This is a genomic window from Pseudomonas sp. NPDC088890, assembly GCF_044900155.1.
GTDB lineage: Bacteria > Pseudomonadota > Gammaproteobacteria > Pseudomonadales > Pseudomonadaceae > Aquipseudomonas > Aquipseudomonas urmiensis.
The window spans coordinates 53,775-80,385 of the sequence record NZ_JBJDNG010000017.1 but is presented as its reverse complement, the minus strand read 5'-3'; the positions used below and the strand labels follow the sequence as shown (position 1 = coordinate 80,385).

The window sequence follows — 26,611 nt, the reverse complement described above, 5'->3', positions numbered from 1 at the left end:
TAGCACCTTGACACTATTTTCCCTTGCTGCTGTAGAATTGACGGCTTAAATCAAGCCCAATCTGCAAGCGTCGTATTTTTGACACATTTTTTCGTCAAAAAGCCGCAGTTGCTAGCGTGCGGCCTCCATCCCTGAAGTCAGCTTCGATATCGAATTCAGAGTCATTGTTTTGACGAAAAGTATTCCGTTGTTGGCTATTCCCGGTTTGGGTGCCGAGCATAGTCAATTGCATGAGCAAGGCCTGTATTGGTTGGCCTGTGACAGCACAGAAAACGCCGCTACGCTCTGCCGCCAAGTCATCGAAGCCATGCCTGAACAAGGCAGGGCGGCGCTGCTTGGTGATGCGCGCGTCTTGCATGAGGTCCTGGAAGGGATAGACCCGACTTGTGGCCCCGACGAGCTAGCGTTGTACGAGGCTGACACGCAGGCCATCGTGCATCTGCACGATGATCTGCCCCGCATCGATCTGCCGGGTCGTGTGCTGCTGGTCCTGGTGCCGACAGCTGCCTGGGAAGGGGGCAAATCCGAGCGTTGGTGCCAAGCCCTGCGCCAAGCGGCACTTGCAGCCGGTGCACTGATAGTGGTGATCAGTGCCGGGCAAAGTGCATCGCTGGTCGAGCGTCTGCGTGCATTCAACCAATCGCTCGACGGGCTTGCCCAGCTCTATCGTGGCCAGGGTGGAGTGCGCTATCTGCAGCATTTCTGGAGTAACCCCCTTGGTGTCGCCGGCTCCCAGGATGTCGAGCTGGCGCGCCGTGACCGTGGTTTTGCCGTCGCTGGGCGGCTGCAGCCGCTGGCCGACGCCGGTAGTGATGAACTGCTGTGCCTGGCCCAAAGCCAGGTTTTGGAGGGGGCACCAGCGCTGTCCGAGCACTGGCAGGTATTCGATAGCATCAGCGAAGTTGGGGCCAAGGCTAGCCGCGCCGTTTCGGCAACGGTGATCTTCGCTATGGACGGTGGGCAGCGTCTGGATGTCTTGGCGCGGCAGCTCCATACCTTGCGACAGCTGCGCGGCAACGCCCTGAAGCTGGTGGTACGTGAGATGGCACCGACCCTGCGTTATCAGGACGAGCAGTTGCTGCTGGCCTGTGGTGCCAGCCAGATCGTGCCATTCGGCGCTAGCCTTTCACGCTTCCTGACGATGGTCGACAGCATTCAGGGGTACATCTGGCGCCGCCACCTGCCAGCCGATTTCGATGCCTTGCTTGCCCGTCTGCGGCCGCTGCCGATTTGTGGCCTGGTAGCGCCACGGGCATTTGCCGAAGCGGTGCAACAGATGTGGCATGGCCATCGCAATGGGGAAATCGTGCACCAATTGCTGGTGCTTCGCCCTGCACCGGGCCTGAGCCCACTGCAGGCCTGCTCGCGTACGGTGTTCCGGCGCGATGGCGATATCGCGTGTGTGGTCGGCGACGTGCTGTTCCTGTTCCTGTTCGCCTGTCGTTCAGAAGGTGTCGAGCAGGCCCTGGATCATATTTTCCAGTTGTCCTGGAAGGAGCTGTTCATCAGTCAGGACGTGCTGGTCAGCCTCGATAGCTTGGCTGCAACGGCCTTTCTCGACGAAACCGTGCCGCAGCCACCACTGGCCGATTCGGTAGCGCTGCCATCGGTACAAAAACGGCCTGCATTGGTACCACGGCAGATCGCCCTGAGCCTTGAGGGGGCGGCATGAACTTTGTGCAAATGCTCCAGGTGGTCGGCATTAGCGCGCTGGTTACCTTGATCCTGGTTGGGGTGGTGATGCACGTGCGCACCCTGGTCCAGCGCTGGCTTAGTCGCCACTTGCGCCCTCGTTACCTGAAGCCGGTGGGCGTACGCCGCCGTGTAGTGCATCAGGACCCTGATCATGACTAGTTCAACATTATCTGCCCCAGCACCGGCCCGTTGGCACGGGCTGGGTGCCTGGAACCTCTACTTCCTGGCCAAGTTCCTCTTGGTCGCTGTCGGCATGCTGGACTTCCAGGCGCTGCCCAACCTGCTGTTCGCGGCATTGCTACTGGTCCCGCTGACGGGACGCTGGCTGCGCGTCGGGCGCCAGGTGGTGGCCGTGCCGTTGGGCATCGCCCTGTTTTATCACGACACCTGGTTGCCACCGTTCCGCCGCTTGCTGGCGCAGCCGGGTGTGCTGGACTTCTCGTGGGATTACCTGCTGGAACTGATGGCCAGGTTCATAAACTGGAACCTGGTGGGGGGACTGGTGCTGCTGGTGGTGGGTTATCTGTTCCTGCGCCACTGGCTTCGCCTGAGCACCTTGAGCCTGGTCGGCCTGGCATGGCTGGCGGTCGGTGGGTTGCCGTCGCTTAGCCCTGTGGGCAGCCAGGCAACCGTTGCCGGAGCAGCCACCCCAGCCACTGCAGCCACCTCAGGGCCTGTTGCGGCGGTCGCTGACACCGCGACCTTGAATGCGTGGCTTGAACGATTCTTCGCCAGCGAGCGGCAACGGGTGACCACATTCCCTGCCGTGAAGCCGGATGAGCAGACATTCGACCTGCTCGTGATCAATGTGTGCTCCTTGGCCTGGGACGACCTTTCCGCCGTCGGTATGCATGACAACCCGTTGTTCTCGCGGCTGGACGTGGTCTTCGATCAATTCAACTCGGCCACTTCCTACAGCGGACCGGCGGCGATTCGCATGCTCAGGGCCAGCTGTGGTCAATCGTCTCACGCGGGTCTCTATCAGCAGGCCCCCGAACAATGCCTGCTGTTCCAGAACCTGGCCAAGCTCGGTTTCCAGAGCCAGACCTTGCTCAACCACAGTGGCCGCTTCGACAACTTCATCGGCGATATCACCAGCCAGCACATGCCTCAGCCCGGCTTGAGCGCCAGTGACTTCCCACGGGCGCTGGTCAGCTTCGACGGCTCGCCGATCGCCGGTGACCTGGATGTCCTGAGCGGCTGGTGGGGCAAGCGTAAGAGCTCCGGTGCCGAACATGTCTCGCTGTTCTACAACACCATCAGCTTGCATGACGGCAACAGGATGGTTACCGCCGATGGCGGCACCCGTCCGGCCAATTACGCGACGCGGGCCAATCGCCTGTTCGGCGACCTCGGCAAGTTCCTCGACGAACTTGAAGGCAGTGGCCGTCGCGTAGTGGTCGCCATCGTTCCCGAGCACGGCGCGGCCTTGCACGGTGACCGCATGCAGTTGTCAGGCATGCGTGAAATCCCCACCCCGTCGATCACCCATGTACCGGTCGGCCTCAAGTTCATTGGTATGGGGCAGCCGGCGCGTAGCGAGCCACTGAAAGTCACTGCGCCGACCAGTTTCCTGGCGTTGTCCGAGCTGGTCTCACGTGTGTATGCCGGCCTCGGGGCAGGACAGACCCTCGACTTGCCGAGTCTGTTGACCGACCTGCCAACCACCGAACGCGTGTCGGAAACATCCGGTGCCCAGGTCCTGGACTACCAGGGCCAAACCTATATGCGCCTGCAAGGCCAGCCGGATTGGCAGCCTGTTCCCAAGGAGAACCCATGATGGCTGGCAAAGCTGACCCCGCCGAGCGCAGTGATGATATTGCCCAACTGCGTCAGTACCTGGCCATGCCAACCTTGAGCTATCAGGACATTTCGATGATGGTTGGGGTGCAACAGGCGTTGCAGCGCTGGCCGCTACTGGGCGAAAGCTGCAGGGCCGGTCTGGAGCAAGCGGTGGTCGAGCGGGCCGAGCTGGCTGAGGCCGAGCTGTCATGATCAGCCTGGCTTTGCATGGCTTGCGCGGTGGGCTGGGCCGCACCGCTTTGCTGGCCGCGCTCGGCTATGCCTTGCGCGAGCTGGGCGAGCGGGTGCTAATGGTCGACCTGAGCCAGGATAACCTGTTGGGCCTGCACTGCAACTTGCCGCTCGATCAGCGCGAGGGTTGGGCGAGCGCGCAGTTAGACGGTCGACCCTTTGGCAAGCCAGTGTATGAAGTGCTCGACGGGCTGTGCCTGATGCCATTTGGTGAAGTGGCGCAAAACCGCCTGGACGATCTGGCTGACTGGCATCAACCGCACCTCTGGCATAAACGGCAGGCTGCACTTGCCGAACATTTTGATTGGCTGCTGTTCGACCTGCCTCATCCGGTTGCTGCCAAGACCACGCGTGGCTTCGACACAGACATGCGGATACTGGTGGCTGAGGCGGAAATGACCAGCCACGTCTTGCTCGGCCGCCAGCAGATCGAGCGTTACGACCTGCTGCTGGTCAACCGTTTCAACCCGGCCAGCAGCCTGCAGAGTGATGTGCTGATGGTCTGGCGCGACCTGCTGCGCAACCGCTTGCCGATGCAGTTGGTGCATCGTGACGAAGCGTTCGCCGAAGCCTTCGCCTGCAAGGCGCCGGTTGGCCACTACGCGCCACAGTCTCTGGCGTCCCGCGATGTGCAGAGCCTGGCGGTGCGCTGCCTGGCAAGGCGGCAAGCGTGAACGTGACACCACTCTCGGCCTACGCCTACTTCACCGCACGAGGCGCCCATCGGCCCGTCGCCCTGCTATTCACGCTGGGCGCGTGGCTGGCGTTCCTGTTCCTGCGGCTCGAATCGCCTTCCTGGCAAGCGCTGCTGGCCGAACGTCAGCGCTTGTTCCCGCAGTTCGTCGGCAAGCGGCCGACCCTGGGCGACCCGCTGCGCCTGATGATCCAGTGCTTCTGGTTGTTGGTGCGACGTGCACCTCAGCCGCGTAAAGCTGGTCGAGCGCCGCGTGTCTGGTCGTTTGCCATCCGCCATATGCGAGGGGTCTGGCAGCACCTACGCAAGTGCCGAGCCCGCCTGGCCGAGGCCATGCACCAGGTACCAGTACGCTTTCGCGACAGCAACTTGCAGCACGATGCCGCCCAGCGCCTGCGCCAGCTGAGCGTATTCGGCCGCCGACTGTTCTACACCGTACTCACCTCGTGCGCTGTGCTGCTGGCCTTGCTCTGTGTGACCGAGCCGTTCGGCTACCTGGCGCAGCTAGTGTTCATCTTCCTGCTGTGGTGCATCGCCATGCTGGTGCGCTACATGCCGGGCCGTTTCCCGACGCTGATGCTGATCGTGTTATCGACGATCATTTCTTGCCGCTATCTGTGGTGGCGCTACACCTCGACGTTGAACTGGAACGACACGCTCGATCTGGTCTGCGGGGTGATTCTCCTCGCCGCCGAAACCTACTCCTGGTTCGTGCTGATCCTTGGCTATATCCAGACCTGCTGGCCGCTGCAGCGCAAGCCGGCGAACCTTCCGGACAACCCCGCGCGCTGGCCGACGGTCGATCTGCTGATCCCCACCTACAACGAGGATCTGTCGGTGGTGCGTACCACGGTGCTCGCCGCCTTGGGCCTGGACTGGCCCCGCGAGTGCTTGCGCATCTACCTGCTGGACGATGGCAAGCGCGAGACGTTCCGCGCCTTCGCCGATGAAGTCGGGGTAGGCTACATCGTGCGGCCGAACAACAAGCACGCCAAAGCCGGTAACCTCAACCATGCACTGGGCGTCACCGACGGTGAATTGATCGCCATCTTCGACTGCGACCACGTCCCGGTGCGTTCCTTCCTGCAGATGACGGTTGGCTGGTTCCTCAAGGACGCCAAGCTGGCGTTGGTGCAGACCCCCCATCACTTCTTCTCGCCCGATCCATTCGAACGCAACCTGGGCTCGTTCCGCCGCCGCCCCAACGAAGGCGAGCTGTTCTACGGGTTGATCCAGGACGGCAACGATATGTGGAACGCTGCCTTCTTCTGCGGCTCCTGTGCCGTACTGCGACGCACCGCGCTGGAGAGCATTGGCGGTTTTGCCGTCGAAACGGTGACCGAGGATGCCCATACCGCGTTGCGCCTGCACCGCCAGGGCTGGACCTCGGCTTACCTGAGCATTCCCCAGGCCGCGGGGTTGGCCACGGAGAGTCTGTCGGCGCACATCGGTCAACGCATTCGCTGGGCGCGGGGAATGGTGCAGATCTTCCGCACCGACAACCCGCTGTTTGGCCGAGGGCTGAGCCTGTTCCAGCGAATCTGCTACGCCAACGCCATGCTGCACTTCCTGGCCGGTCTGCCGCGGTTGATCTTCCTCACCGCGCCGTTGGCGTTCCTGTTGCTGCACGCCTACATCATCTACGCGCCGGCGCTGATGATCCTGCTCTACGTGCTGCCCCACATGATTCACGCCAGCCTCACCAACTCGCGCATGCAGGGTAAGTACCGGCAAACCTTCTGGGGGGAAGTGTATGAGACCGTCCTGGCTTGGTATATCGCGCGCCCGACCACGGTCGCACTGTTTGCGCCGAAGAAGGGTACCTTCAATGTCACGGCCAAAGGCGGCCTGATGGAGCAAGGGCAGTTCGACTGGCGCATCGCCCAGCCGTATCTGTTCCTTGCCGGGCTCAATGTGGTCGGCCTGGGCTTTGCCGTCTGGCGCTTGTTCACCGGGCCAGTCGCGGAAATCGGCACGGTGATCGTCAGTTCGTTGTGGGTGATCTACAACCTGCTGATCCTCGGCGCCGCCTGTGCGGTGGCTGCCGAAGTGCGTCAGGTACGGCGTGCGCACCGTGTGCAGATGCACCTGCCGGCTGCATTGGTGCTGGAAAGTGGGCATGGCTTCCCCTGTACCCTGGTCGACTATTCCGATGGCGGCATCGGCCTGCAATTGGGTGATGGCGTATCGCCCGCACCCGGGGAGCGCGTGCGCTTGCTGCTTAGTCGCGGCCAGCGTGAGTTTGCCTTCAATGCACGGGTTACCCGCATCGTCGGTCGGCATGTGGGCCTGACCTTCGACGGTCTCAGCCAACAGCAGCGCATCGACCTGGTGCACTGCACCTTCGCCCGTGCCGATGCCTGGCTGGGCTGGCAGGACAAGCACGAAGTCGATCGCCCGCTGCGTAGCCTGGTCGACGTCCTCAAGTTGGGTGGCGTCGGCTATCTGCGTCTGATCGAACATACCCCAAGTTGGCTGCGCGAGCGGCTGCAGCCGATACGCCAGCTGACGCGCTGGTTGGGCAGCTACCTGCCACGCACGCCTCAACCTCTTTCATCCACGAACCTTGTTGACCGAGACGCATGATGACTCGTTATCCCGCGCGCACCTGGGGCCTGGCGATGGCGCTGCTTGCCTCGCTGTTCCAGACCGCAGCTGTCGCCGATGTAGCCCCCCTTGCCCTACCGGTCGAGCCATCGGTGCCAAGCTGGCCCGTGACCCAGACGTTCGAGCAGCTCGGCCAAGCGTCCGACAGCTTGCTGCTGGGGGTACGCAACAACGAAAACATCGAGTTCGGCGTGCGCCGCGATCGTCTGGCAACCGACGCCGTGCTGCAGCTGGATTACACCCCTTCGCCAGCGCTGTTGCCGAATCTGTCGCATCTGCGCGTGTACCTCAACGATGAATTGATGGGTGTGGTGCCGGTCGAAAAGGACCAGCTTGGCCAGCGGGTGCGGCGCCAGCTGCCGCTGGATCCGAAGCTGATCAGCGACTTCAACCGGGTGCGCCTAGAGTTCGTCGGGCACTACACCGATATCTGTGAAGACCCTGCGCACAGCGGCCTGTGGCTGAACGTCAATCGTAAGAGCCAGGTTCAGCTGCGTGAGCAAGCGCTGGCGCTGGAAAATGACCTGGCCTACTTCCCACTGCCGTTCTTCGATGCCCGCGACACCAGCAAGGTCGAGCTGCCTGTGGTGTTCGCCGATGCACCAACTTTGGGTGAGCAGCGTGCCGCTGCGATCCTCGCCTCGTACTTCGGCAGCAAAGCAGGCTGGCGCAAGGCGACCTTCCCGGTGTCATTCAACAGCCTGCCAGCCAGCGGCGACAAACCGCGTCCCGCCATCGTCTTCGCCAGCAACGAGCGTCGCCCGGCATTTATCGCCGACCTGGAGAAATTTCCGGCGGTCGATGGCCCGGTGGTGCAGCTGATCGACCACCCTGGCGATCGCTGGAGCAAACTGCTGCTGGTGCTGGGCCGTAACGACGACGACCTGGTCAAGGCCGCGTCGGCGCTGGCCGTTGGCAGTGACTTGTTCCGTGGTTCGCGGGTCAAGATCGAGCAAATGACTGCTCTGCAACCGCGCAAGCCTTACGATGCGCCGAACTGGACGCGTACCGACCGGCCGGTGCGTTTCTCCGAGCTGCTCGACTACCCGCAGCAATTGCAAGTCAGTGGCTTGCAGCCGCGGCCGATCATCCTCGACGTGAACCTGCCGCCGGACCTGTTCGTATGGCGCAACCAGGGCATCCCGCTGCAAACCTTGTATCGCTACACGCCGCCAGCGGTCACCGACGAGTCGCGCCTGAGCATCAGTGTCAATGACCAATACATAACCAGCATGCCGCTGGTGGGCAACGACCGACGCAGCAGTACCCTAGAGGAAATGCGCCTGAACGTACTGTCCACCGACAGCACCGCATTGACCGAGCAGTCGCTGGTACCGGCGCTGAAGATCGGCGCGCGCAACCGCCTGCGTTTCGACTTCAGCTTTGCCAGCACCCTGGGTAGCGCCCAGCGCGACCATTGCCAGACGTCCCTGCCGGTGGATGTACGTGCGGCGATCGATGAAAACTCGACCATCGATCTGTCTGGCTATCACCACTACATGGCCATGCCTGATCTGCGCGCCTTTGCCCGTAGCGGCTTCCCCTACAGCCGCATGGCCGACCTCTCAGAGACCCTCATCGTGGTACCGGCCAAGCCCACCTCGATGCAGGTCGGCACCTTGCTCGACGTGATTGCCAGCCTGGGCGGGCAGATTGGCTACCCGGCCGTGAACGTGCGTCTGAGCGACAACTGGAAACAGGCTGCAGACGTTGATGCCGATCTACTGCTGATCGGCAGTCTTCCCGAAGACCTGCGCGAGCAACCCAACCTTGGTCTGTTGCTCAACGCCCAGCGTGACTGGATGGTGCAAGGGCGGATGCTGGAGCAGGCCGGCAGCCGCCGCTTCGATACCTCCCCGGTTGTGGCCAACAGCCGAGTCGCAGTCAGCGCCCAGGCGCCGATTGCCGCAATCACTGGCTTGAAGTCGCCATTCCACGAGCAGCGTAGCGTTGTCGCGTTGTTGGCCGGCTCCGATGCCGCATACGGCATGTTGCGCGAGGTGCTGGCCGATTCTGGCAAGCTGGAAGCGGTAGCGGGCTCGGTCGCCCTGGTGCGCAGCAGTGGTGTCAGCAGCCAGTTCGTTGGCGAACATTACTTTGTCGGCCAGCTGCCATGGTGGCTGCTGCTGTGGTTCCACCTATCTGACTACCCCGCCCTGATCGCGGTGATCGCCACCGTCAGCGTGCTGCTGTTCGCCTTCCTGTTGTGGCGTGCACTGCGCTGGGCAGGACGTCGTCGCCTGGGTGAGGCCGATTGATCATGCGCCAGCTGTTGGCATTGCTGCTGGTGCTCTGCACGCCTGCTATCGCCACTGCGTCGACGCCTTGCCTGTGGCCGGCCTGGGAGCGCTTCAAGAGCGAACTGGTCAGCACCGATGGACGGGTGCTCGATCGCAGTGACCAGCGATTGATCAGCACTTCCGAAGGACAGAGCTATGCGCTGTTCTTCGCGCTGGTCGGCAATGACCGCCCGGCGTTTGCAAAAATGCTGCGCTGGACCGCCAACAACCTGGCCGAAGGCGACCTTTCCCGACATCTGCCGGCATGGCTGTGGGGCAAAGGCAAGCAGCAATGGCAGGTGCTGGACAGCAACAATGCCAGCGATGCCGATCTGTGGATCGCCTACAGCCTGCTCGAAGCGGGGCGGCTATGGGGCGAGCCGTCCTATACGCAGTTGGGCCAGCAGATGCTCTGGCGCATCGCTGCGCAAACCGTGCGCAAGCTGCCTGGCCTGGGGCTGATGCTGTTGCCAGCAGACTATGGCTTCGAAGACAGCCGTGGCTGGCGCCTGAACCCCAGCTACCTGCCGCCGCAGCTGTTCGACCGGTTTGCCCTGGTGGACCCGCTATGGGGTGAGATGGCCGTCAACGTTCGTCGCCTCTGGTTGCAGGCGTCGCCCAAGGGTTTTGCGCCGGACTGGCTTCTATGGACGCCAGCGGCAGGCATCGAGCCCGACCCTGAGCACGGCAACTCCGGCGACTATGACGCCATTCGGGTGTACCTGTGGCTGGGCATGCTGGCCACCGACGCACCACAGCGCGACGAACTGCTGCGCCACTTCGCGCCAATGATCGCAGCCACCACTCACAAGGGTGTGCCTCCGGAAAGCGTCGACGCCCGTAGCGGCAAGCAGAGTGGCCAGGGCCCGGTAGGCTTCTCCGCCGCGCTGCTGCCGCTGCTGGCCAGCGTCGCTGATAGCCCCACCTCACTTGAAGCCCAGCGCAAAAAGCTACGCGAACAACCTGCCGAGCCGCAGGCGTATTACAACCAGGTCCTGGTCCTGTTTGGCCAAGGCTGGGATGAAGCCCGCTATCGCTTCGACAACCAAGGTCGTCTGCTGCCTGCCTGGAGTGCTACATGTTCCGAATGATCGGCGTGCTGACGCTGACCGTGTTGTCTTTTGCCGTGGCCGCGCAACCCAAAGACCGCGATGAACAGCGCCAATGGCTGCTTGAGCAGATACGTATTGGCGAGGCCTTGCACCGTGACGATCTGGTTCGCGACGCGCTGGCCAGGTTACGTCTGCTTGAGCCGCGCAACCCTGAGACCATGTTGGCCGCGTTGAGCCTGGCGCTGCGTGAGCAGAAGCCTGAAGAGGCCGAGCGGTTGCGGGCCAGCATCAGCGAGCTCGCACCCGGCAGCCTTCAGGATCGACAAGCCCGACGGTTGTTGCAACTGCAGCAGCCGGAGCAGGCGCAGCGTTTGCAGCAGGCCCGCCTGATGGCGGTTACCGGGCGTTACGACGAGGCCCTGGTCGCCTATGACCAGTTGTTCGCTGGCGAGCCGCCTAGCTTGGAGCTGGCTCTGGACTACTGGCGGGTGCGGGGCAACCTGCCTGGCCAGCGGCCAGACGCGATCCAGCAGCTGCAGCAACTTGATCGACGCTACCCGGGCAGCGCTGGCTTGCGCCAGACGTTGGCCAGTTGGTTGTTCAACGAAGGCCGCGCCAGTGAGGCGCTGGCCGTGCTCGACCAGTTGTCGCGCGATCCAGCTGCGCGCGATGCAGCCGCGCAGCGTGAGTTCGACTATCTATCCGAGCAACCGGTGAGTGCTGACAGCGTCGCTGGCTGGCAAGCATTCGCCCAGCGTTATCCCGCTTCACCGCTGTTGCCGCTCGCCGGCGAAAACCTCAAGCAACAGCGCACCTTGGTGGCTGACCCCGCTTGGCAGGCAGGACAGCGTGGCAAGGCGCTGCTCGAGCAGGAGCGAAACGTGCAGGCAGAGGCACAGTTGCGCCAGGCTCTACGCCGCTATGCCAATGATGCAAGCCTGCACGGTGCCTTGGGCGTGGCGCTGATGCGCCAACGTCGTTATGCAGAGGCCAATACGTCATTTCACCAGGCCGTTGCCATCGAGCAGAACACCCGCTTGATGAGCAAATGGAAAGACCTCGAGGCTTCCAGCCAGTATTGGGGGATGCTGCAGCGGGCAGACCGCGCGCTGGAAATGCACGATCTGCGTGTCGCCCGCTCGCTGTATCAACAGGCCCGTCAGCAACGCCCGGAAGATGAGTTCGCCATGCTCGGGTTGGCCGATGTGGCGTATGCCGAAGGCGACCTGGTCGGCGCCGAACGGCAATACCTGCAGGTGCGCCGTATGCTGCCCGGCAACGAAAGCGCGGTACGCGGTCTGATGCGCATCTACCAGGCGCAATCGACATTCAAAGCCCAAGCCTATCTGGACAGCTTGCCGCCGGCGCAGCAAGCCCAGTTTGCCAGTCTGCGGCGCAGCCTGGAGTTAGGCCGCCTGCGCGAGCAGGGCGACGTGGCGCTGCAACGTCAGGACTGGGCTACCGCCAGCCGGGTCTTGGCGCAGGCTGCGCAGCTGGCCCCCGATGAGCCATGGCTGGTCTATCAGTTGGCCAACAGCCTACGCCAGCAGGGCCGTACTGCTGAGGCCGATGACGCATTCAGCAGGGTGCTGCAGCGTCAATCGGCCGATCCTGCCACGCGCTATGCCCACGCCCTGTACCTTGAGTCCAGTGACCGTGATGCACAGGCCCGCGACAGCCTGCACGGCGTACCGCAAAGCGCCTGGACCGATGACATGCGGGCGCTCGACAAGCGCGTGCGTCGGCGCATGACCTTGGCCCATGCCCAGCGGCTGCAGGAACAAGGGCGCACCGACGAGGCCACTAATGTGCTGGAAGCCGGCCTGGCCCAGGGCGAGGGCGATCCTGACGATCTGTTGCTGATGGCCGACTGGGCTGCAGAGCAAGGCAATCACACCAAGGCGCGGGGTTATTACCAACGCGTGCTGCAGGTTCAGCCGCAGCGCCCGGAGGCCCGCCTTGGGCTGATGGAAAGCTCGATTGCCGAAGGCGATCTGGCCCGAGTGCGTCAGGCATTGGACGCGCAGCCTCTACAATTGACCGACGAGCAAGACGCTGCCCAGCGGCGGTTGGCTGCAGTCTGGGCCGCTCTGGGAGAGAACGATAAGGCTGCCCGTCTGCTGGATCATGTCGCCGCACTGCAAACCCAGCCAGACCCGCTGCTGCGTCGTGATGCTGCCCGTTTGGTGGCGGCCAACGATCCACAGCGGGCGCTGGATCTATACGCAGCGGCGATGGCCGATGCGCAGTTGCTCAGTCGCTCGGCGGTGACGCCGCGTGACGACCGGGCCATGACCCTGGCTAGCCGCGCAAATGATGGCGATGACTGGCTGGTGCGCAGCCTACGCAGTGATGTCGATGAGCTGTATCGCCAGCGCAACACTAGCGTCACCCTCATGCATGATTACGGTTGGCGCAAGAGTGACGGTACGCCAGGTATTTCCAGATTGAGTACCCAATCGACCTTGCTGCATGTCGACACGCCTTGGGAAGATGGCAGGGCCTTTGCCCGCGTCGAACGCATCGGTATGGATGCCGGCTCATTCGAGCAGAACGCAGATGGTCAAACTACCGCCAATTTCGGCACTTGCCAGTTTGTTGGCGTCACCCGCAACGGAACGCCCCTACCGACGTGCCAGGCGGGCTCGCAGACGGCCAATGGCGGTGTATTGGCGGCCGGATGGCAGAACAGCCGTTGGGGCTTCGACGTGGGCACCACCCAAGGCTATGAGGTCAACAACTGGCTGGGCGGCGCGATCGTCAATGGTGATTTGGGGCAGGTAGGCTGGTCACTGGCGGCCTCGCGGCGCCCCATGAGCAACTCGTTGCTGTCGTTCGCCGGTGCGCGCGATCCGGCAACCAAGGTCCGCTGGGGCGGCGTGACGGCTAATGGCGCTACCCTGGGCCTGAGTTGGGACCAAGGGGGGGATCACGGTATCTGGGCCAGCCTTGGGCACCATTGGCTGTATGGCGAGAACGTTGTCGACAACCAGCGTACCCGGGCGATGGCAGGCTATTATTTTCGTGCACTGGAAAAGGCCGACGAGCGCATGCGGGTTGGCCTGACCCTGATGCATTGGCGCTACGACAAGGACCTGGGCGGATACAGTCTCGGCCAAGGAGGCTACTACAGCCCGCAACGCTACGAGTCGATCGGCTTGCCCGTCAGCTATGCCTGGCGCAACTACGACTGGTCGTTCCTGCTGGAAGGCTCGGTCAGTTGGTCGCGTGCCAACAGCGACAGCAGCCGGGTCTACCCGAACCAACACCTGAACCGCAAGCTGCTGGAGCGTTATGACATTGTCGAGTCGAACATCGATGCAATGACTGACGCCAGTGCCAGCACTGGCCTTGGCTACCGGCTGCATGGTGCATTCGAGCGGCGGCTGAGCGACCGCTGGGCTCTGGGTGGCGGTTTCGACTGGCAGCACAGCGATGACTATGCGCCCAGCCATGCCGTGTTCTACGTGCGCTACCTGTTCGAACCGTGGCGAGGCAATCTGGCTTTGCCCGTTACCTCACTGGAGCCCTACAGCGAATGGCGTTAAGGGGTAGTCAGCGGTCATGGTCGGCGGATGAACTGCTTCATATGGTTATTCTCTAACGGTATTTAAATTATTTTTCTTATACCTTTATAGTCACTCTCACTGCGTACCTGCCGACCAATCGGCGCGCCGCACGACTTGAACCCACACGGGAGTCCCCCGTGCGTTTCTGATCGATGCGCGCCCTGAATGCCGCGCACTACGTGGGAGTGAGAAATGCCAGCCGCCTCTAACGCCTTGTCGGCCATCGACAGCGCACAGCCGCAATCCTTTGAAATTCGCCCGTTCTCCGGTGCCGTCGGCGCCGAGATCATCGGCCTGGACCTGGCCCAACCGGTCAACGCCGAGGACTTCAGCCGTATTCACCGCGCCCACCTGGATCACCACGTATTGGTGTTCCGTGACCAGCGCATCACCCCCGACCAGCAGATTGCCTTCAGCCGCCGCTTTGGCGAGCTGCAGATCCATGTGCTCAAGCAGTTCCTGCTGCAAGGCCATCCCGAGATTCTGATCGTCTCCAACATCATCGAAGACGGTCGCAACGTCGGCCTGGGCGATGCCGGCAAGTTCTGGCATTCGGACCTGTCCTACAAAGAGCTGCCAAGCCTGGGCTCGATGCTGCATGCCCAGGAGCTGCCCAGCGAAGGCGGCGACACCCTGTTCGCCGATATGCACAAAGCCTGGGACGCAGTCCCCGAAGCCCTGCGCAAGGTGGTCGAAGGCCGCAGCGCCGCGCATTCCTACACCGCACGCTATGCAGAAACCAAATTCGAGGGCAACTGGCGCCCGACCCTGACCGCCGAACAGCTCGCGCAGGTCCAGGAAGTGATTCACCCCGTGGTGCGCACCCACCCGGAAAACGGCCGCAAGGCACTGTTCGTCAGCGAAGGCTTCACCACCCGCATCGTCGGCCTGCCGCAAGACGAGAGCCGCGATGTGCTGCAGCAGTTGTACGCGTTGAGTGTGCTCGAGCAGAACATCTACCGCCACCAGTGGCAGCCGCACGACCTGGTGTTCTGGGACAACCGCTCGTTGATCCACCTTGCCACCGGCTGCCCCGCGCACCTGCGGCGCAAGTTGTTCCGTACCACTATCCAGGGCGATGCCCCGTTCTGACGACTGAGGAAATTCATCATGCGTAAATCCATCAGCCGCCTGGCGGCAAGCATCGGCCTGGGCGCGAGCCTGGTCATCGGTACCTTGGCCGCACCCACTGCGGCCCAGGCCGAAGGCAAGATCCGCATCGCCGAGCAGTTCGGCATCGTCTACCTGCTGCTCAATGTGGTCCGCGATCAGAACCTGATCGAGAAACACGGCAAGGCCGAGGGCATCGACATCGAAGTCGACTGGGCGCAGTTGTCCGGTGGCGCCGCGATCAACGACGCACTGCTGTCGGGCTCGGTGGATATCGCCGGTGCTGGTGTCGGCCCACTGCTCACCGTCTGGGATCGCACCAAGGGCCGGCAGAACGTCAAGGCCGTGGCTTCGCTCGGCAACTTCCCGTACTACCTGGTCAGCAGCAACCCTAACGTGAAGACCATTGCCGACCTGTCCGAAAAAGACCGCATCGCCGTGCCGGCGGTGGGCGTGTCGGTGCAATCGCGCTTCCTCCAGTACGCCGCTGCCAAACAGTGGGGCGACAAGGAATACAACCGCCTCGACAAATACACCCTGGCCGTCCCCCATCCGGATGCCACCGCCGCACTGCTGGCCGGCGGCACCGAGCTGAACGGGCACTTCTCCAATCCGCCGTTCCAGGATCAGGTGCTGGCCAACAAGAACGTGCACGTGGTGCTCAACAGCTATGACCTGCTCGGCCCCAACTCGCCGACCCTGCTGTTCGCCACCGAGAAATTCCGCAAGGACAACCCCAAGACCTACAAGGCCTTCGTCGATGCCCTGGCCGAGGCGGCTGAGTTCGCTCAGAACGACAAAGCTGCAGCGGCAGACACCTACATCCGCGTGACCAAGGCCAAGATCGACCGCGATGCGCTGATCCGCCTGATCGATAACCCACAGTACGAGTTCACCGTCACGCCGAAGAACACCTACCCGCTGGCCGAATTCCTCTACCGGGTTGGCGCGATCAAGAACAAGCCTGAATCGTGGAAGGACTACTTCTTCCAGGACCAACGCCCACTGCAGGGGAGCTGATTGCCAATGACCGCCCCATTGCCAGGCCACACGGCCAGCAACCTGAGCCGTGTCGCCACGCCAGCGCTGCTCGCTGTGGATAACTTGAGCCTCGAATACCGCACCGCGCAACGCGTGGTGCGCGCCACTCACCAGGTCAGCTTCGAAGTCGATCGTGCTGACCGTTTCGTCCTGCTGGGTCCGTCCGGTTGCGGCAAGTCGACCTTGCTCAAGGCCGTGGCCGGTTTTATCGAGCCAACCGAAGGGCAGATCCTGCTGCAGGGCCAGCCGGTCAAAGGCCCCGGCCCTGACCGTATCGTGGTGTTCCAGGAGTTCGACCAGCTGCCGCCGTGGAAGACGGTCAAGCAGAACGTCATGTTTCCGCTGCTGGTATCCGGCCAGCTCAAGCGCGCCGAAGCCGAGGAGCGCGCTTTGCATTACCTGGACAAAGTGGGCCTGGCGGCGTTTGCCGATGCCTATCCGCACACCTTGTCTGGTGGCATGAAGGCGCGCGTGGCGATTGCCCGGGCGCTGGCCACCCAGCCGAAGATCCTGTTGATGGACGAGCCGTTCGCCGCGCTCGATGCCCTGACCCGGCGCAAGATGCAGGAAGAACTGCTGCTGTTGTGGGAAGAGGTGCGCTTCACCCTGTTGTTCGTCACTCACTCCATCGAAGAGGCGTTGGTGGTCGGCAACCGCATCCTGCTGCTCTCGCCCCACCCTGGGCGGGTGCGCGCCGAGGTGCATAGCCACCAGTACGATTTGGGCAGCCTGGGGGCCAGTGATTTCCAGGCCAGCGCTCGACGTATCCACCGTTTGCTGTTCGATGAAGCCCAGGAGCCTGCACAAGCCGCAGACCTGGGTTTCAACGATATCCGCATCGCCTACTGACAGGAGCTTGTGCCATGACCACTACCCCTGCACGTCAGGAATACGAGGTGCAGCTGCAGCCGCTGCTCAGTGTGCCTCTGGAACGCCAACTGCCACTGGTCCAGCGCCTGTGGCAGCAAGGTTGGCTGCGCAAGACGGTGATCCTGATTGTGTTGGCGCTGCTGTGGGAGATTGCAGCGCGCTACACCGATAACGACCTGCTGCTGCCGAGTTTTCTACAAACCGCTGTTGCCCTGTGGGACGGCATGCTCAGCGGCGAGCTACCGGCCAAGGTCGGCGTTTCGCTGATCGTGCTGCTCAAGGGCTACGTGCTGGGCATCGTGCTGGCCTTCGGCCTCACTAGCCTGGCAGTGTCGACCCAGTTTGGCCGGGACTTGCTCGGCACCTTGACCTCGATGTTCAACCCATTGCCGGCGATTGCCTTGCTGCCGCTGGCGCTGCTCTGGTTTGGCCTGGGAGATAACAGCCTGATCTTCGTTCTGGTGCACTCGGTGCTGTGGGCGCTGGCGCTGAATACCTATGCAGGTTTTCTGGGTGTGTCCGAGACCCTGCGCATGGCTGGGCGAAACTATGGCCTGAAGGGTTTGCGCCTGGTGCTGCACATCCTCGTGCCGGCGGCGCTGCCGTCGATCTTGTCAGGTTTGAAGATCGGCTGGGCGTTTGCCTGGCGCACGCTGATCGCTGCCGAACTGGTGTTTGGTGCCAGCAGCGGCAAGGGCGGGCTGGGCTGGTACATCTTCCAGAACCGGAATGAGCTGTACACCGACAAGGTATTCGCCGGCTTGGCGGTGGTGATCTTGATCGGCCTGTTGGTGGAAGGGCTGGTGTTCAATACCCTGGAGCGGGTGACCGTTCGGCGTTGGGGGATGCAGCGCTAGGCCTTACTTCGGCGGTGAATTCTTCGCGGGCAAGCCCGCTACCACAGGGTTTTTCGGTGCTTTTGGGGCGGCGGTGAGTCATTCAGGTCGGTTGCAGTTCCCATACCTAGGGCCTTCATTGGCACTCTGCAGCCCTCAAGGTCAGTGAGGTCCCTGTGGGAGCGGGCTTGCCCGCGAAAAGGGCGGCGCGCAGCTCAGTCTTGGTAATGGGACGCTGCACTGCTCAAGGTCCGCCCGATCTCTTCACGCAGCGCGGGCGGCTGTTCCACCACCACGCCATCGCCCTGGCTCAACAGCCACCAACGCAGCGGCCAGCCATCGGTGACTGTGGCGCGCATCCGGTGCCCGTGTTCGAGCGCCGTTAGCTGCATATCCGCGCTCAACGGCGCCTCGCGCAGTTGGCGCGCCAGCCCATCGCTGACCCACGCCTGGATCTGCATTCCAGCGCCCTGCACGGGTTGCAGCGCCTCATCACGCAAGAATCCCTGCAAATCGAAGTTGCCGCGTAACTCGCCCACGGCGGTGGACGACCAGTGCCAGCCAAACGGGATGCTCTTGTCGTTGCGCTCAAGCGGAAAGATCAGCGACAGCTCATTGAGGTCACGCTCGACCGTGCGCTTGCTGACGCTAAAGCCAACGTCGCGCAGGCGCCAGACCAGTTCGGCACTGGTAACGCCAGGGGAGCGGCTGGGCAATTGGCGCAGCAGCGCCCATTGACGGCTGAGGGTGGCGCGGGTAGTGGCGAACGGCAAAAGGGAACGTCCTTGTCTAGGCTTGCCGCAATAGGATGGCGGCACGAGCGGGGTATGGCAATTCGCCACACCGTGCTCAGATCAAGGAAGATGCATTTGGTTGCCTTCCATCAGATCGTTCGCGACAGGTTTCGTCGTGGCATCGCGCAGAATCACGCCTCAACACGGCTGCGGTCGGGGCTGTGTGTCGTTCAATGAGGATGAACATGTCTGCTGCCAGCAATATCCATTCGCTGCTCGCGCGTCTTTTGCCGGCGCGGATCGCCCCTGTGCCGGCTCGGCCGCGCCAGCGCCAACGGCTGTTTGCCGGGGTGGGCATGCCCAGCCAGCGGGCGCCGTTGGGCGAGCGCTTTGGACTGGTCAGTCGCCTGGATGAAGCGGTCGACCTGCAAGCGGTGTACAGCGACCTGCGGCGCCTGGCCCTGGAGGGCAATGTGGCGGCGCTCAATGACCTGGGCTGGATCTGGCTCAATGGCAAATACTGGATCGCCGATACCCAGTTGGCCGGGCACTTGCTGCGCATGGCGGCGTTGCAGGGGAGCGCTGCGGCGTGGTTCAACCTGGGTCAGCAGCACTATTTCGGCAAGGGTGTCGAAGTGTCCTACGAGCAGGCTGCCGAGTGTTATCGCCAGGCCTTCGAGCGAGGGATGCTGCATGCGGCGGCGGCCTTGGGCGATCTGTACGAAGAAGAGATCTGTGATGGCGATCAGGACTGGCAGGTTGACCTGGTCGAGGCGTTGCGCTGGTTCATGAAGGGCGCGAAACGCGGTGAAGCGCGGTGTCGGTTTGAAGTGGGGTATCGGTTTTTACATGGCCTGTATGTTCAGAGCGATAGCAAGGCTGGGCTGTATTGGCTGGAGTTGGCTGCTGCCGCTGGGGTGATGCAGGCGGCCGAAGAGCTGGCGGTGCATTACAGCAGCCGGGATACGGCGCGTTATCTGGACTGGCGAGATCAGGCGATCTTGATGGGCAGTAGCTTGGCTTTGACCATGAAGCTGGAAGATCAGATTCGGCCTTGAGGGAGTCGGGGTCGTGAAACGGCCCCAATTTCCGCTCACATGAACAACATTTCATCCCGGTACTTCATCGCCCGCGGTTGACGACAGGGGGAGGGCAGGGCGTATATTGATAGTTAGCAAACTATGAATATCCTCGGTTCCTTACATGACGCTTGATGCACTGCACCTGAAAGTCAGCAGCGGCATGGTCGTGGCTGCGCGCCATTGGCGGCGCATCTGCCATGCGGCCTTGACCGGCTACGGCATCTCCGAAGCCTGCGCGGTGCCCCTTCTGATGATCGTGCGCCTGGGTGATGGCGTGCATCAGGTGGCGGTGGCCAATGCTGCCGGTCTGGAAAGCCCTTCGCTGGTACGCCTGCTCGACCAGCTGTGCAAGGCTGGCCTGGTCTGCCGCAGTGAAGACCCACTCGACCGCCGCGCCAAGGCCTTGAGCCTGACCGCTGATGGCCGCCTCCTTGCCGAATCCATCGAGGCTGAGCTGGTGCGCCTGCGCCGTGAGGTCTTGCACGGCATCAGCCAGGCCGATCTGGAAGCCACCTTGCGCGTTATCCAGGCTTTCGAAGCAGCCGGCCAGGTCACCCCAGGCGGCTTTGCATGAACGGCTTTTTCAGCTCGATGCCGCCAGCGCGCGACTGGTTCTATGGCGTACGGACCTTCGCCGCCTCGATGATCGCCCTGTACATCGCCCTGCTCATGCAGCTGCCGCGCCCGTACTGGGCGATGGCCACGGTGTACATCGTCTCCAGCCCGTTCGTTGGCCCGACCAGTTCCAAGGCGCTGTACCGTGCCCTGGGCACCTTGCTTGGCGCCGGTGGTGCGATCTTGCTGGTGCCGCCGCTGGTGCAATCGCCGCTATTGCTGTCGATTGCCATCGCCCTGTGGACCGGCACCTTGCTATTCCTCTCGCTGAACCTGCGCACAGCCAACAACTACGTGCTGATGCTCGCCGGCTACACCCTGCCGATGATCGCCCTGGCGGTGGTGGATAACCCGCTGGCGGTGTTCGACGTGGCATCGTCGCGGGCCCAGGAGATCTGCCTGGGGATCGTCTGCGCGGCAGTGGTCGGGGCGATCTTCTGGCCGCGCCGGCTAGCGCCAGTGGTGGTCGGCTCGATGGGCAACTGGTTCAACGAAGCGATGCGCTACAGCGATACCTACCTCGCCCGCGAAGTGGCTGCTGACAAGATCGGCGGCATGCGCGCCTCGATGGTCGCCACCTTCAACAGCCTGGAGTTGATGATCGGCCAGCTCGGCCACGAAGGCGCCGGGCCGCATACCTTGAAGAACGCCCGCGAACTGCGTGGACGGATGATTCACCTGTTGCCAGTGATCGATGCCCTGGACGACGCCCTGGTAGCGCTCGAAGGCCGCGCACCCGCCCAGTTCGCCCAGATTCAGCCGCTGCTCGCCCAGGCGCGGCTATGGCTGCAAGCCAGCGCCGAAGACGCCTCGGCCAGCCGCTGGAGCGCACTGCGCGACCAACTCGATCGCCTCCAGCCCAGCGCCGCCGCGCTCGATCAGCGCCCGGAACTGCTGCTGTCCAACGCCTTGTATCGCCTCACCGAATGGGTCGACCTCTGGCAAGACTGCTGCACCCTGCAGCACGCCCTGCGCAACGACGATGCCACGCCTTGGCGCGCCGCCTACCGGCATTGGCGCCTGGGGCGCCTGACGCCGTTCTTCGACCGTGGCCTGATGCTCTACTCGGTGTTCTCCACGGTCACCGCGATCATCGTCGCCTGCGGCCTGTGGATCGGCCTGGGCTGGAACGACGGCGCCAGTGCGGTGATCCTCGCTGCCGTGGCGTGCAGCTTCTTCGCCGCAATGGACGACCCTGCGCCGCAGATCTACCGGTTCTTCTTCTGGACGCTGATGTCGGTGATTTTCTCCAGCGTCTATCTGTTCCTGGTCCTGCCCAATCTGCACGACTTCCCCATGCTGGTGCTGGCGTTCGCCATACCGTTCATTTGCGTCGGCACCCTTACCGTGCAGCCACGTTTCTACCTCGGCACCTTGCTGACCATCGTCAACACGGCGACGTTCATCAGCATCCAAGGTGCCTACGACGCGGACTTCTTCACCTTCCTCAACGCCAACCTGGCAGGACCGGTGGGGCTATTGTTCGCTTTCATCTGGACCTTGCTGCTGCGCCCGTTTGGCGTGGAACTGGCGGCCAAGCGCATGACCCGCTTTGCCTGGCGCGACATCGTCGAAATGACTCAGCCGGCGACCTTGGCCGAGCAGCGTCAGGTCGGCGTGCAGATGCTCGACCGCCTGATGCAACACCTGCCGCGCCTGTCGCAAACCGGCCAGGACAGCGGCGTGGCCCTGCGCGATCTGCGCGTGGGGCTGAACCTGCTCGACCTGCTCGCCTACATGCCGCGCGTTGGCCAGCAAGCCCGTGAGCGCCTGCAAACGGTGATCGAGGAAGTGGGCGCCCACTACGGCCAATGCCTGCGCGCCGGTGAGCGCTTGCACGCCCCGGCTGCGCTGCTGCGCAACATGGAGCGGGCCCGCCAGAGCCTGGCCCTGGACGAGCTGCACGACCGGGGCGACGCCCGCGTGCACTTGCTGCACGCCTTGAGCGGCCTGCGCCTGGCGCTGCTGCCGGGGGTCGAGGTGATGCTTGAACCGAGCGAACAACCGCAACTGCCCCAAGGGATCGACGGAGCCCCGCTGTGATCGGTGAACTGGATATCAGCGGGGTGTTCCTGCCCACGCTACTGGTGATGATGTTCTGCACCTACCTGCTGTTTCTGGGCGTGCACGCCGTATTGGTGCGCCTGCATTTCTACCGCCTGGTCTGGCACCGGGCATTGTTCAACGTTGCCCTGTATGCCGTGCTGCTTGGTGCGGTGGATCACTTTTGCCGAAGCCTGATGCTGCCATGAAAAAACCTTTGTTGACCTTGGGCCGTGTGGTCCTGACCCTGTTGGTGGTGACCTTCGCGGCCGTATTGGTCTGGCAGATGGTCGTGTACTACATGTTCGCCCCCTGGACCCGCGACGGCCATATCCGAGCCGACGTGATCCAGATCGCTCCGGACGTGTCCGGGCTGATCCAGCAGGTCGAGGTGCGCGACAACCAAGTGATCAAGCGTGGCGATGTGCTGTTCACCATCGACCAGGACCGCTTCACCCTGGCCCTGCGCCATGCCCAGGCGACCTTGAGCGAACGTCAGGAAACCCTCGCCCAGGCCGCCCGTGAGGCCCGGCGTAACAAGCAGCTGGGTAACCTGGTGGCGGCCGAGCAGCTGGAAGAGAGCCAGTCCCGCGAGGCCCGCGCGCGCTCGGCGGTCAACGAAGCCCAGGTCGCAGTCGACAGTGCCCAGCTCAATCTCGACCGCTCGGTGGTACGCAGCCCGGTCGACGGCTACCTCAACGACCGCGCGCCGCGTGCGCACGAGTTCGTCACGGCCGGCCGGCCGGTGCTGTCGGTGGTCGACAGCGCCTCGTACCACGTCGATGGCTATTTCGAGGAAACCAAGCTGGGCGGCATCCACATTGGCGATGCGGTGGACATCCGCGTGATGGGCGACGACACCCGCCTGCGCGGCCACGTGCAGAGCCTCGCTGCCGGCATCGAAGACCGCGACCGCAGCAGCGGCGCCAACCTGCTGCCCAACGTCAACCCGGCGTTCAGCTGGGTGCGCCTGGCTCAGCGGATTCCGGTGCGGATCGCCTTCGACGAAGTGCCGCAAGACTTCCGCATGATCGCCGGGCGGACCGCCACGGTATCGATCATCGAGGGCCAGCGGCCATGAAACACCTGATCCTGGCGGGCCTGAGCCTGTCCCTCAGTGCCTGCATGATGGTCGGCCCGAACTACGAGGTGCCCAAGGACGCCGCCGTGCAGCGCAGCGATCTGAACGGCCCGCTGCGTCAGGATGCCGATAGCGTGGTGTCGGCGCCGGTCCCTGAGGACTGGTGGCAGCTGTACCAGGATCAGCGCCTCAATCAACTGGTGCGTCAGGCCCTGGGCGCCAACACCGAGCTGCGCGTGGCGGCCGCCAACATCGCCAAGGCCCGCGCCCAGCTCGAGGTGGCCGAGGCGCAAGGCGGCTTCAGTGGCGGCGCCAAGGTGGCTGCCCAGCGTCTGCAAGAGTCGGGAGAGGCGTTCTTGTTGCCGGAGAAAGTGCCGGTGGCCAACATCGGCGAGGCGATCCTCAGCGCCTCCTATCAGTTCGACCTGTGGGGCACCTTCAAGCGCGGCACCGAGGCGGCCCAGGCCAACGCCGATGCCGTACAGGCTGCTGCCGATACCGCCCGCATCACCCTGGTGGCCGATGTGGTCAAGGCCTACACCCAGGTCTGCTCGGCCAACGAGGAATACCACATTGCCCGTGAGTCGCTGGATTTGCAGGAGCAGAGCGTACAGCTCAACCAACGCCTGCGTGATGCGGGGCGCGGCGATGAGACCCAGGTCACTCGGTCGCAGACCCAGTTCAAGTCGCTGCGAGCTGAGCTGCCACGCTTCAAGGCAGAGCGCGAGGCCGGCCTGTATACGCTCGCGGCGTTGCTCGCCAAGCCAGTCGAGCAGTTGCCCGCTGGCACTGCCGATTGCGCCGAGCTGCCGCACCTGGCGCAGCTGATTCCGGTTGGCGATGGCGCCGCGCTGCTCAAGCGCCGGCCGGATGTGCGCCAGGCCGAGCGTCAGCTGGCGGCCGCCACCGCGTCGATTGGCGTGGCCACCGGCGCGCTGTACCCGAATATCAGCATTGGCGCCCAAGTGGGCACCATCGGCATCCTGGAAAACCTCGGCGAGCCTTCGACCAACCGTTGGGGCTTCGGCCCATTGGTTAGCTGGACCATTCCCACCAACGGCACCCGGGCACGGATCCGCGAGACCGAGGCGTCGACCCAGGCGGCCTTGGCGCATTTCGATGGGGTGGTGCTCAATGCTATTCGCGAGACCCAGACTCGCCTGGCCCAGTACAGCGCTTTGCTCGATCGGCGCGACGCCTTGCAAGAGGCTGAGCGTTCGGCGAAAGAAGCTGCGGACCAGACCCACCGGTATTTCCAGGCAGGGCGAGAGTCGTTCCTGGCGGACTTGCAGGCGACCCGCACCTATACCGACATGCGCGCGCAGTTGGCGGCGGCCAATAGCCAGGTGGCGATGGGGCAGATTGGTGTGTTCCTGGCCTTGGGTGGTGGTTGGAAGGATACTGCGACCAGACAGTGAGATGCTGGGGCCGCGTTGCGGCCCTTCGCGGGCAAGCCCGCTCCTACAGGTACATGCGGTACCTGGGGGGCGGGGCGCCGAATCGCTGCGAAGGGCCGCACAGCGGCCCCGGCAATCTCAAGTCAGCGCAAAATCCGCGCCGGCTCATCCGCCGGCAAATGGCTTTGACCCACCGGCCGCTCCGGCTGCCCAGGCACTTCACTCCCTAGCTGCTCAGCCAGCTGTTGCGCCACGTCCATCCCCAGCGCCTTGGACACCTCACGCACCACCCGTGGGCGGTTGAGGGTCACGCGCGCATCCTGGCTTTTCACCAGCTTGGTGTCCTGCCCCTCACCCATGGCGGTGAACGCCGACGTGATCTCATAGGTGCTGGTGTTGATCAGGCTGAAATCAGCCACCACGCTCAAACCGAGCACCGCCGAGTAGCTGTCGGTATGGTCCAGCGCAGTGACGTCACGCTGGAAATCGATATCCGACAAGGTGCCGAACAGCACATAGTCGGCGCCGGGGAACGCGCCGTTCTTGATGCGCTCGATCACGTCGTACACGTCTTCGCTGGACGAGGCCGTGTAGGGCTTGCCCTGGACCAGCTGGAGCATCCCGCCCTTGAGAATCTCGCCCTTGATGTCGCCACCAAAGCTACGCAGCTCGCTCTGCTCGATGTAGCTCTTGTTGCTTTGGTACTCGCTGTAGCTCGACGAGTGACTGGCGTTATACGGGCTCGACTGGCCGCTGTTGTGGGCGTTGACGCTGTGGATGTACTCCTCCACCTGCGCCTGGTAGGCGAGGTCGGTGACCGCGACCTTGGGGGCCGCTTGCGCGCAAACCGCGCAAGCCAGGCCGATGACTGCCATCCATGTACGCATCGCTTAGCGCTCCGTGGTCTTGCGGATTTCTTTTTCGTCCATCCATTCAGCCAGGCCGCTTTCGACGTCGACCAGTTGCAGGCTGAACTTGTAGAACACGTCCTTGTAGTCGCTGGTGCGCTTGACGATCGAGCTGATCGAGCCTTCCAGGCGGTACTTGGCGGCGATCATGTTGCCGGTCTTGGCCACGGTGTTTTTCTTGTACAGGCCGCTCTGGTTTTGCAGCTTGAGCTGATCGACCTGGCTTTGCATGTCGGTGTTGTCGCTGGCGAAGCGCGCCACGCCGGTTTTCAGCAGCTGGGTCTTGATCGTGGTGGTGATCTCGCGGGTATCGATGTACTCGCTGGTCTTGTTCTTCACGTCATACACCTGCACCACCGGGCGGCCATGCAGCACACCGGACTGGGCCAGCGAACGGGTCATGCTCTCGGCGATCATCTGCAAGTCGGTGGAGCCGAATTCATTGGTGATCAGTTCCACGGCCTTGCTGTCGCCGTAGCTGATGTTCTTGCCACCGAGGACGGGCGATGGGGTACTGCAGCCGCTGACCAGGGCGATGGCGAGAGCGGCGAAGGTAATACGTGCAAACATCAAAATTGCTCCTGGGAAAAATTACCGGGTGTGGACTTCGAGGCGAAAGTCCGTCGCCTGGGGAAGCGGGGCGATGGCTGGCAGTACGCTGGCCTGCTTGCCATACAGGGTGAGGGTCTTCCAGCTTTCCGCGTCGGCCACCGGGAAGCCGTCGTCGCCCAGCCAGGCGAAGCGGTAGTACAGGGTCTGGTTGCTGCGGCTGGTGTTGCTGACGCCGACCTTGACGGTGAGGAAGCCGTTTTCGCGGGCGACGCGCATCGGGCCGAGGTCGAAATCATCGAGCTGGCCCATGGTCACCACCTTGCTGGCGGCGCTGTCGGGGTCGGGAGTCGATGTGCAGCCGGCGAGCAGCGCGGCGGCGAGCAGGGCGATACAGGTAAAGCGCATGTTCGAT

General features: G+C 63.3%; 23 protein-coding genes. 19 read left to right on the top strand and 4 right to left on the bottom strand.

Annotated features, from left to right (window positions below; translation table 11 throughout):
• Positions 1-181: 181 nt before the first annotated feature.
• The 13 genes from bcsE (at position 182) to ACI2JX_RS23880 (ending at position 17,808) form a co-directional block, all read left to right on the top strand.
• A complete protein-coding gene (gene bcsE / locus ACI2JX_RS23940; RefSeq protein WP_368973023.1) occupies positions 182-1,672 on the top strand; it encodes a cellulose biosynthesis protein BcsE in 1,491 nt (496 codons plus the stop codon).
• On the top strand, positions 1,669-1,854 hold the full coding sequence (bcsF, locus tag ACI2JX_RS23935) for a cellulose biosynthesis protein BcsF (protein ID WP_404691123.1): 186 nt from the start codon (positions 1,669-1,671) through the stop codon (positions 1,852-1,854). The genes bcsE and bcsF overlap by 4 nt, the downstream gene beginning before the upstream one ends.
• The gene (bcsG, locus tag ACI2JX_RS23930) at positions 1,847-3,475 is read left to right on the top strand and encodes a cellulose biosynthesis protein BcsG (RefSeq protein WP_404691122.1); all 1,629 of its coding nucleotides are present in this window, start codon (positions 1,847-1,849) and stop codon (positions 3,473-3,475) included. The genes bcsF and bcsG overlap by 8 nt, the downstream gene beginning before the upstream one ends.
• Positions 3,472-3,690 carry a cellulose biosynthesis protein BcsR gene (gene bcsR, locus ACI2JX_RS23925; RefSeq protein ID WP_264236860.1) on the top strand — a complete coding sequence of 73 codons (219 nt, stop codon included), beginning with the start codon at positions 3,472-3,474 and terminating at the stop codon, positions 3,688-3,690. The genes bcsG and bcsR overlap by 4 nt, the downstream gene beginning before the upstream one ends.
• On the top strand, positions 3,687-4,403 hold the full coding sequence (gene bcsQ / locus ACI2JX_RS23920; RefSeq protein WP_264236859.1) for a cellulose biosynthesis protein BcsQ: 717 nt from the start codon (positions 3,687-3,689) through the stop codon (positions 4,401-4,403). Before bcsR ends, bcsQ begins: the two co-directional genes overlap by 4 nt.
• Positions 4,400-7,009, top strand: a complete 2,610-nt coding sequence (bcsA, locus tag ACI2JX_RS23915; protein ID WP_404691121.1) for a UDP-forming cellulose synthase catalytic subunit — start codon at positions 4,400-4,402, stop codon at positions 7,007-7,009. Before bcsQ ends, bcsA begins: the two co-directional genes overlap by 4 nt.
• The gene (gene bcsB, locus ACI2JX_RS23910) at positions 7,006-9,288 is read left to right on the top strand and encodes a cellulose biosynthesis cyclic di-GMP-binding regulatory protein BcsB (RefSeq protein ID WP_264236857.1); all 2,283 of its coding nucleotides are present in this window, start codon (positions 7,006-7,008) and stop codon (positions 9,286-9,288) included. The genes bcsA and bcsB overlap by 4 nt, the downstream gene beginning before the upstream one ends.
• A 2-nt stretch (positions 9,289-9,290) precedes the next feature.
• Positions 9,291-10,400 carry a cellulose synthase complex periplasmic endoglucanase BcsZ gene (gene bcsZ / locus ACI2JX_RS23905; protein ID WP_404691120.1) on the top strand — a complete coding sequence of 370 codons (1,110 nt, stop codon included), beginning with the start codon at positions 9,291-9,293 and terminating at the stop codon, positions 10,398-10,400.
• Entirely contained in the window at positions 10,388-13,909 is a 3,522-nt protein-coding gene (gene bcsC / locus ACI2JX_RS23900) for a cellulose synthase complex outer membrane protein BcsC (RefSeq protein ID WP_404691119.1), read from the top strand. Before bcsZ ends, bcsC begins: the two co-directional genes overlap by 13 nt.
• A gap of 213 nt (positions 13,910-14,122) precedes the next feature.
• Positions 14,123-15,022: a TauD/TfdA dioxygenase family protein gene (locus ACI2JX_RS23895; RefSeq protein ID WP_404691118.1), complete on the top strand. Its 900-nt coding sequence runs from the start codon at positions 14,123-14,125 to the stop codon at positions 15,020-15,022.
• An 18-nt stretch (positions 15,023-15,040) separates the two neighbouring features.
• Entirely contained in the window at positions 15,041-16,060 is a 1,020-nt protein-coding gene (locus ACI2JX_RS23890) for an ABC transporter substrate-binding protein (RefSeq protein WP_264236853.1), read from the top strand.
• A 6-nt stretch (positions 16,061-16,066) separates the two neighbouring features.
• Positions 16,067-16,930 carry an ABC transporter ATP-binding protein gene (locus tag ACI2JX_RS23885; RefSeq protein ID WP_264236852.1) on the top strand — a complete coding sequence of 288 codons (864 nt, stop codon included), beginning with the start codon at positions 16,067-16,069 and terminating at the stop codon, positions 16,928-16,930.
• A 14-nt stretch (positions 16,931-16,944) separates the two neighbouring features.
• The gene (locus ACI2JX_RS23880; RefSeq protein WP_186555811.1) at positions 16,945-17,808 is read left to right on the top strand and encodes an ABC transporter permease; all 864 of its coding nucleotides are present in this window, start codon (positions 16,945-16,947) and stop codon (positions 17,806-17,808) included.
• Between the two features lie 194 nt (positions 17,809-18,002).
• On the opposite strand, the gene ACI2JX_RS23875 is transcribed toward ACI2JX_RS23880, so the two are convergent.
• On the bottom strand, positions 18,003-18,560 hold the full coding sequence (locus ACI2JX_RS23875; RefSeq protein WP_404691117.1) for a WYL domain-containing protein: 558 nt from the start codon (positions 18,558-18,560) through the stop codon (positions 18,003-18,005).
• A gap of 206 nt (positions 18,561-18,766) precedes the next feature.
• Here ACI2JX_RS23875 and ACI2JX_RS23870 point away from each other — a divergent pair, with 206 nt between their 5' ends.
• From ACI2JX_RS23870 to ACI2JX_RS23845, 6 genes are all read left to right on the top strand, one after another.
• Positions 18,767-19,579, top strand: a complete 813-nt coding sequence (locus ACI2JX_RS23870; RefSeq protein WP_404691116.1) for a tetratricopeptide repeat protein — start codon at positions 18,767-18,769, stop codon at positions 19,577-19,579.
• Between the two features lie 145 nt (positions 19,580-19,724).
• Positions 19,725-20,177 (top strand): MarR family winged helix-turn-helix transcriptional regulator, encoded by a 453-nt coding sequence (locus tag ACI2JX_RS23865; protein WP_264236848.1) that lies wholly within the window; start codon positions 19,725-19,727, stop codon positions 20,175-20,177.
• Complete coding sequence (locus ACI2JX_RS23860) at positions 20,174-22,261, top strand: FUSC family protein (protein WP_404691115.1); 2,088 nt, start codon at positions 20,174-20,176, stop codon at positions 22,259-22,261. The genes ACI2JX_RS23865 and ACI2JX_RS23860 overlap by 4 nt, the downstream gene beginning before the upstream one ends.
• Positions 22,258-22,470: a DUF1656 domain-containing protein gene (locus ACI2JX_RS23855; RefSeq protein WP_054902446.1), complete on the top strand. Its 213-nt coding sequence runs from the start codon at positions 22,258-22,260 to the stop codon at positions 22,468-22,470. The genes ACI2JX_RS23860 and ACI2JX_RS23855 overlap by 4 nt, the downstream gene beginning before the upstream one ends.
• Entirely contained in the window at positions 22,467-23,342 is an 876-nt protein-coding gene (locus tag ACI2JX_RS23850) for an HlyD family secretion protein (RefSeq protein ID WP_186555816.1), read from the top strand. The genes ACI2JX_RS23855 and ACI2JX_RS23850 overlap by 4 nt, the downstream gene beginning before the upstream one ends.
• Positions 23,339-24,760: an efflux transporter outer membrane subunit gene (locus ACI2JX_RS23845; protein WP_404691114.1), complete on the top strand. Its 1,422-nt coding sequence runs from the start codon at positions 23,339-23,341 to the stop codon at positions 24,758-24,760. The genes ACI2JX_RS23850 and ACI2JX_RS23845 overlap by 4 nt, the downstream gene beginning before the upstream one ends.
• A gap of 122 nt (positions 24,761-24,882) precedes the next feature.
• Here ACI2JX_RS23845 and ACI2JX_RS23840 read toward each other — a convergent pair whose 3' ends face one another.
• From ACI2JX_RS23840 to ACI2JX_RS23830, 3 genes are read right to left on the bottom strand one after another with little or no spacing between them, the layout of a single operon-like run.
• A complete protein-coding gene (locus ACI2JX_RS23840; RefSeq protein WP_404691113.1) occupies positions 24,883-25,626 on the bottom strand; it encodes a penicillin-binding protein activator LpoB in 744 nt (247 codons plus the stop codon).
• A gap of 3 nt (positions 25,627-25,629) precedes the next feature.
• Positions 25,630-26,217, bottom strand: a complete 588-nt coding sequence (gene lpoB, locus ACI2JX_RS23835) for a penicillin-binding protein activator LpoB (RefSeq protein ID WP_404691112.1) — start codon at positions 26,215-26,217, stop codon at positions 25,630-25,632.
• Between the two features lie 21 nt (positions 26,218-26,238).
• Positions 26,239-26,604, bottom strand: a complete 366-nt coding sequence (locus tag ACI2JX_RS23830; RefSeq protein WP_264236843.1) for a YcfL family protein — start codon at positions 26,602-26,604, stop codon at positions 26,239-26,241.
• Positions 26,605-26,611 lie beyond the last annotated feature (7 nt).

What these genes read in the sequence shown, in the direction of transcription:
- bcsF (WP_404691123.1), top strand. Translation starts at nt 1,669, where the DNA reads ATGAACTTTGTGCAAATGCTCCAGGTGGTCGGCATTAGCGCGCTGGTT.
- bcsG (WP_404691122.1), top strand. Translation starts at nt 1,847, where the DNA reads ATGACTAGTTCAACATTATCTGCCCCAGCACCGGCCCGTTGGCACGGG.
- bcsR (WP_264236860.1), top strand. Translation starts at nt 3,472, where the DNA reads ATGATGGCTGGCAAAGCTGACCCCGCCGAGCGCAGTGATGATATTGCC.
- bcsQ (WP_264236859.1), top strand. Translation starts at nt 3,687, where the DNA reads ATGATCAGCCTGGCTTTGCATGGCTTGCGCGGTGGGCTGGGCCGCACC.
- bcsB (WP_264236857.1), top strand. Translation starts at nt 7,006, where the DNA reads ATGATGACTCGTTATCCCGCGCGCACCTGGGGCCTGGCGATGGCGCTG.
- bcsZ (WP_404691120.1), top strand. Translation starts at nt 9,291, where the DNA reads ATGCGCCAGCTGTTGGCATTGCTGCTGGTGCTCTGCACGCCTGCTATC.
- bcsC (WP_404691119.1), top strand. Translation starts at nt 10,388, where the DNA reads ATGTTCCGAATGATCGGCGTGCTGACGCTGACCGTGTTGTCTTTTGCC.
- ACI2JX_RS23895 (WP_404691118.1), top strand. Translation starts at nt 14,123, where the DNA reads ATGCCAGCCGCCTCTAACGCCTTGTCGGCCATCGACAGCGCACAGCCG.
- ACI2JX_RS23890 (WP_264236853.1), top strand. Translation starts at nt 15,041, where the DNA reads ATGCGTAAATCCATCAGCCGCCTGGCGGCAAGCATCGGCCTGGGCGCG.
- ACI2JX_RS23885 (WP_264236852.1), top strand. Translation starts at nt 16,067, where the DNA reads ATGACCGCCCCATTGCCAGGCCACACGGCCAGCAACCTGAGCCGTGTC.
- ACI2JX_RS23880 (WP_186555811.1), top strand. Translation starts at nt 16,945, where the DNA reads ATGACCACTACCCCTGCACGTCAGGAATACGAGGTGCAGCTGCAGCCG.
- ACI2JX_RS23870 (WP_404691116.1), top strand. Translation starts at nt 18,767, where the DNA reads ATGTCTGCTGCCAGCAATATCCATTCGCTGCTCGCGCGTCTTTTGCCG.
- ACI2JX_RS23865 (WP_264236848.1), top strand. Translation starts at nt 19,725, where the DNA reads ATGACGCTTGATGCACTGCACCTGAAAGTCAGCAGCGGCATGGTCGTG.
- ACI2JX_RS23860 (WP_404691115.1), top strand. Translation starts at nt 20,174, where the DNA reads ATGAACGGCTTTTTCAGCTCGATGCCGCCAGCGCGCGACTGGTTCTAT.
- ACI2JX_RS23850 (WP_186555816.1), top strand. Translation starts at nt 22,467, where the DNA reads ATGAAAAAACCTTTGTTGACCTTGGGCCGTGTGGTCCTGACCCTGTTG.
- ACI2JX_RS23845 (WP_404691114.1), top strand. Translation starts at nt 23,339, where the DNA reads ATGAAACACCTGATCCTGGCGGGCCTGAGCCTGTCCCTCAGTGCCTGC.
- ACI2JX_RS23840 (WP_404691113.1), bottom strand. Translation starts at nt 25,626, where the DNA reads ATGCGTACATGGATGGCAGTCATCGGCCTGGCTTGCGCGGTTTGCGCG.
- lpoB (WP_404691112.1), bottom strand. Translation starts at nt 26,217, where the DNA reads ATGTTTGCACGTATTACCTTCGCCGCTCTCGCCATCGCCCTGGTCAGC.
- ACI2JX_RS23830 (WP_264236843.1), bottom strand. Translation starts at nt 26,604, where the DNA reads ATGCGCTTTACCTGTATCGCCCTGCTCGCCGCCGCGCTGCTCGCCGGC.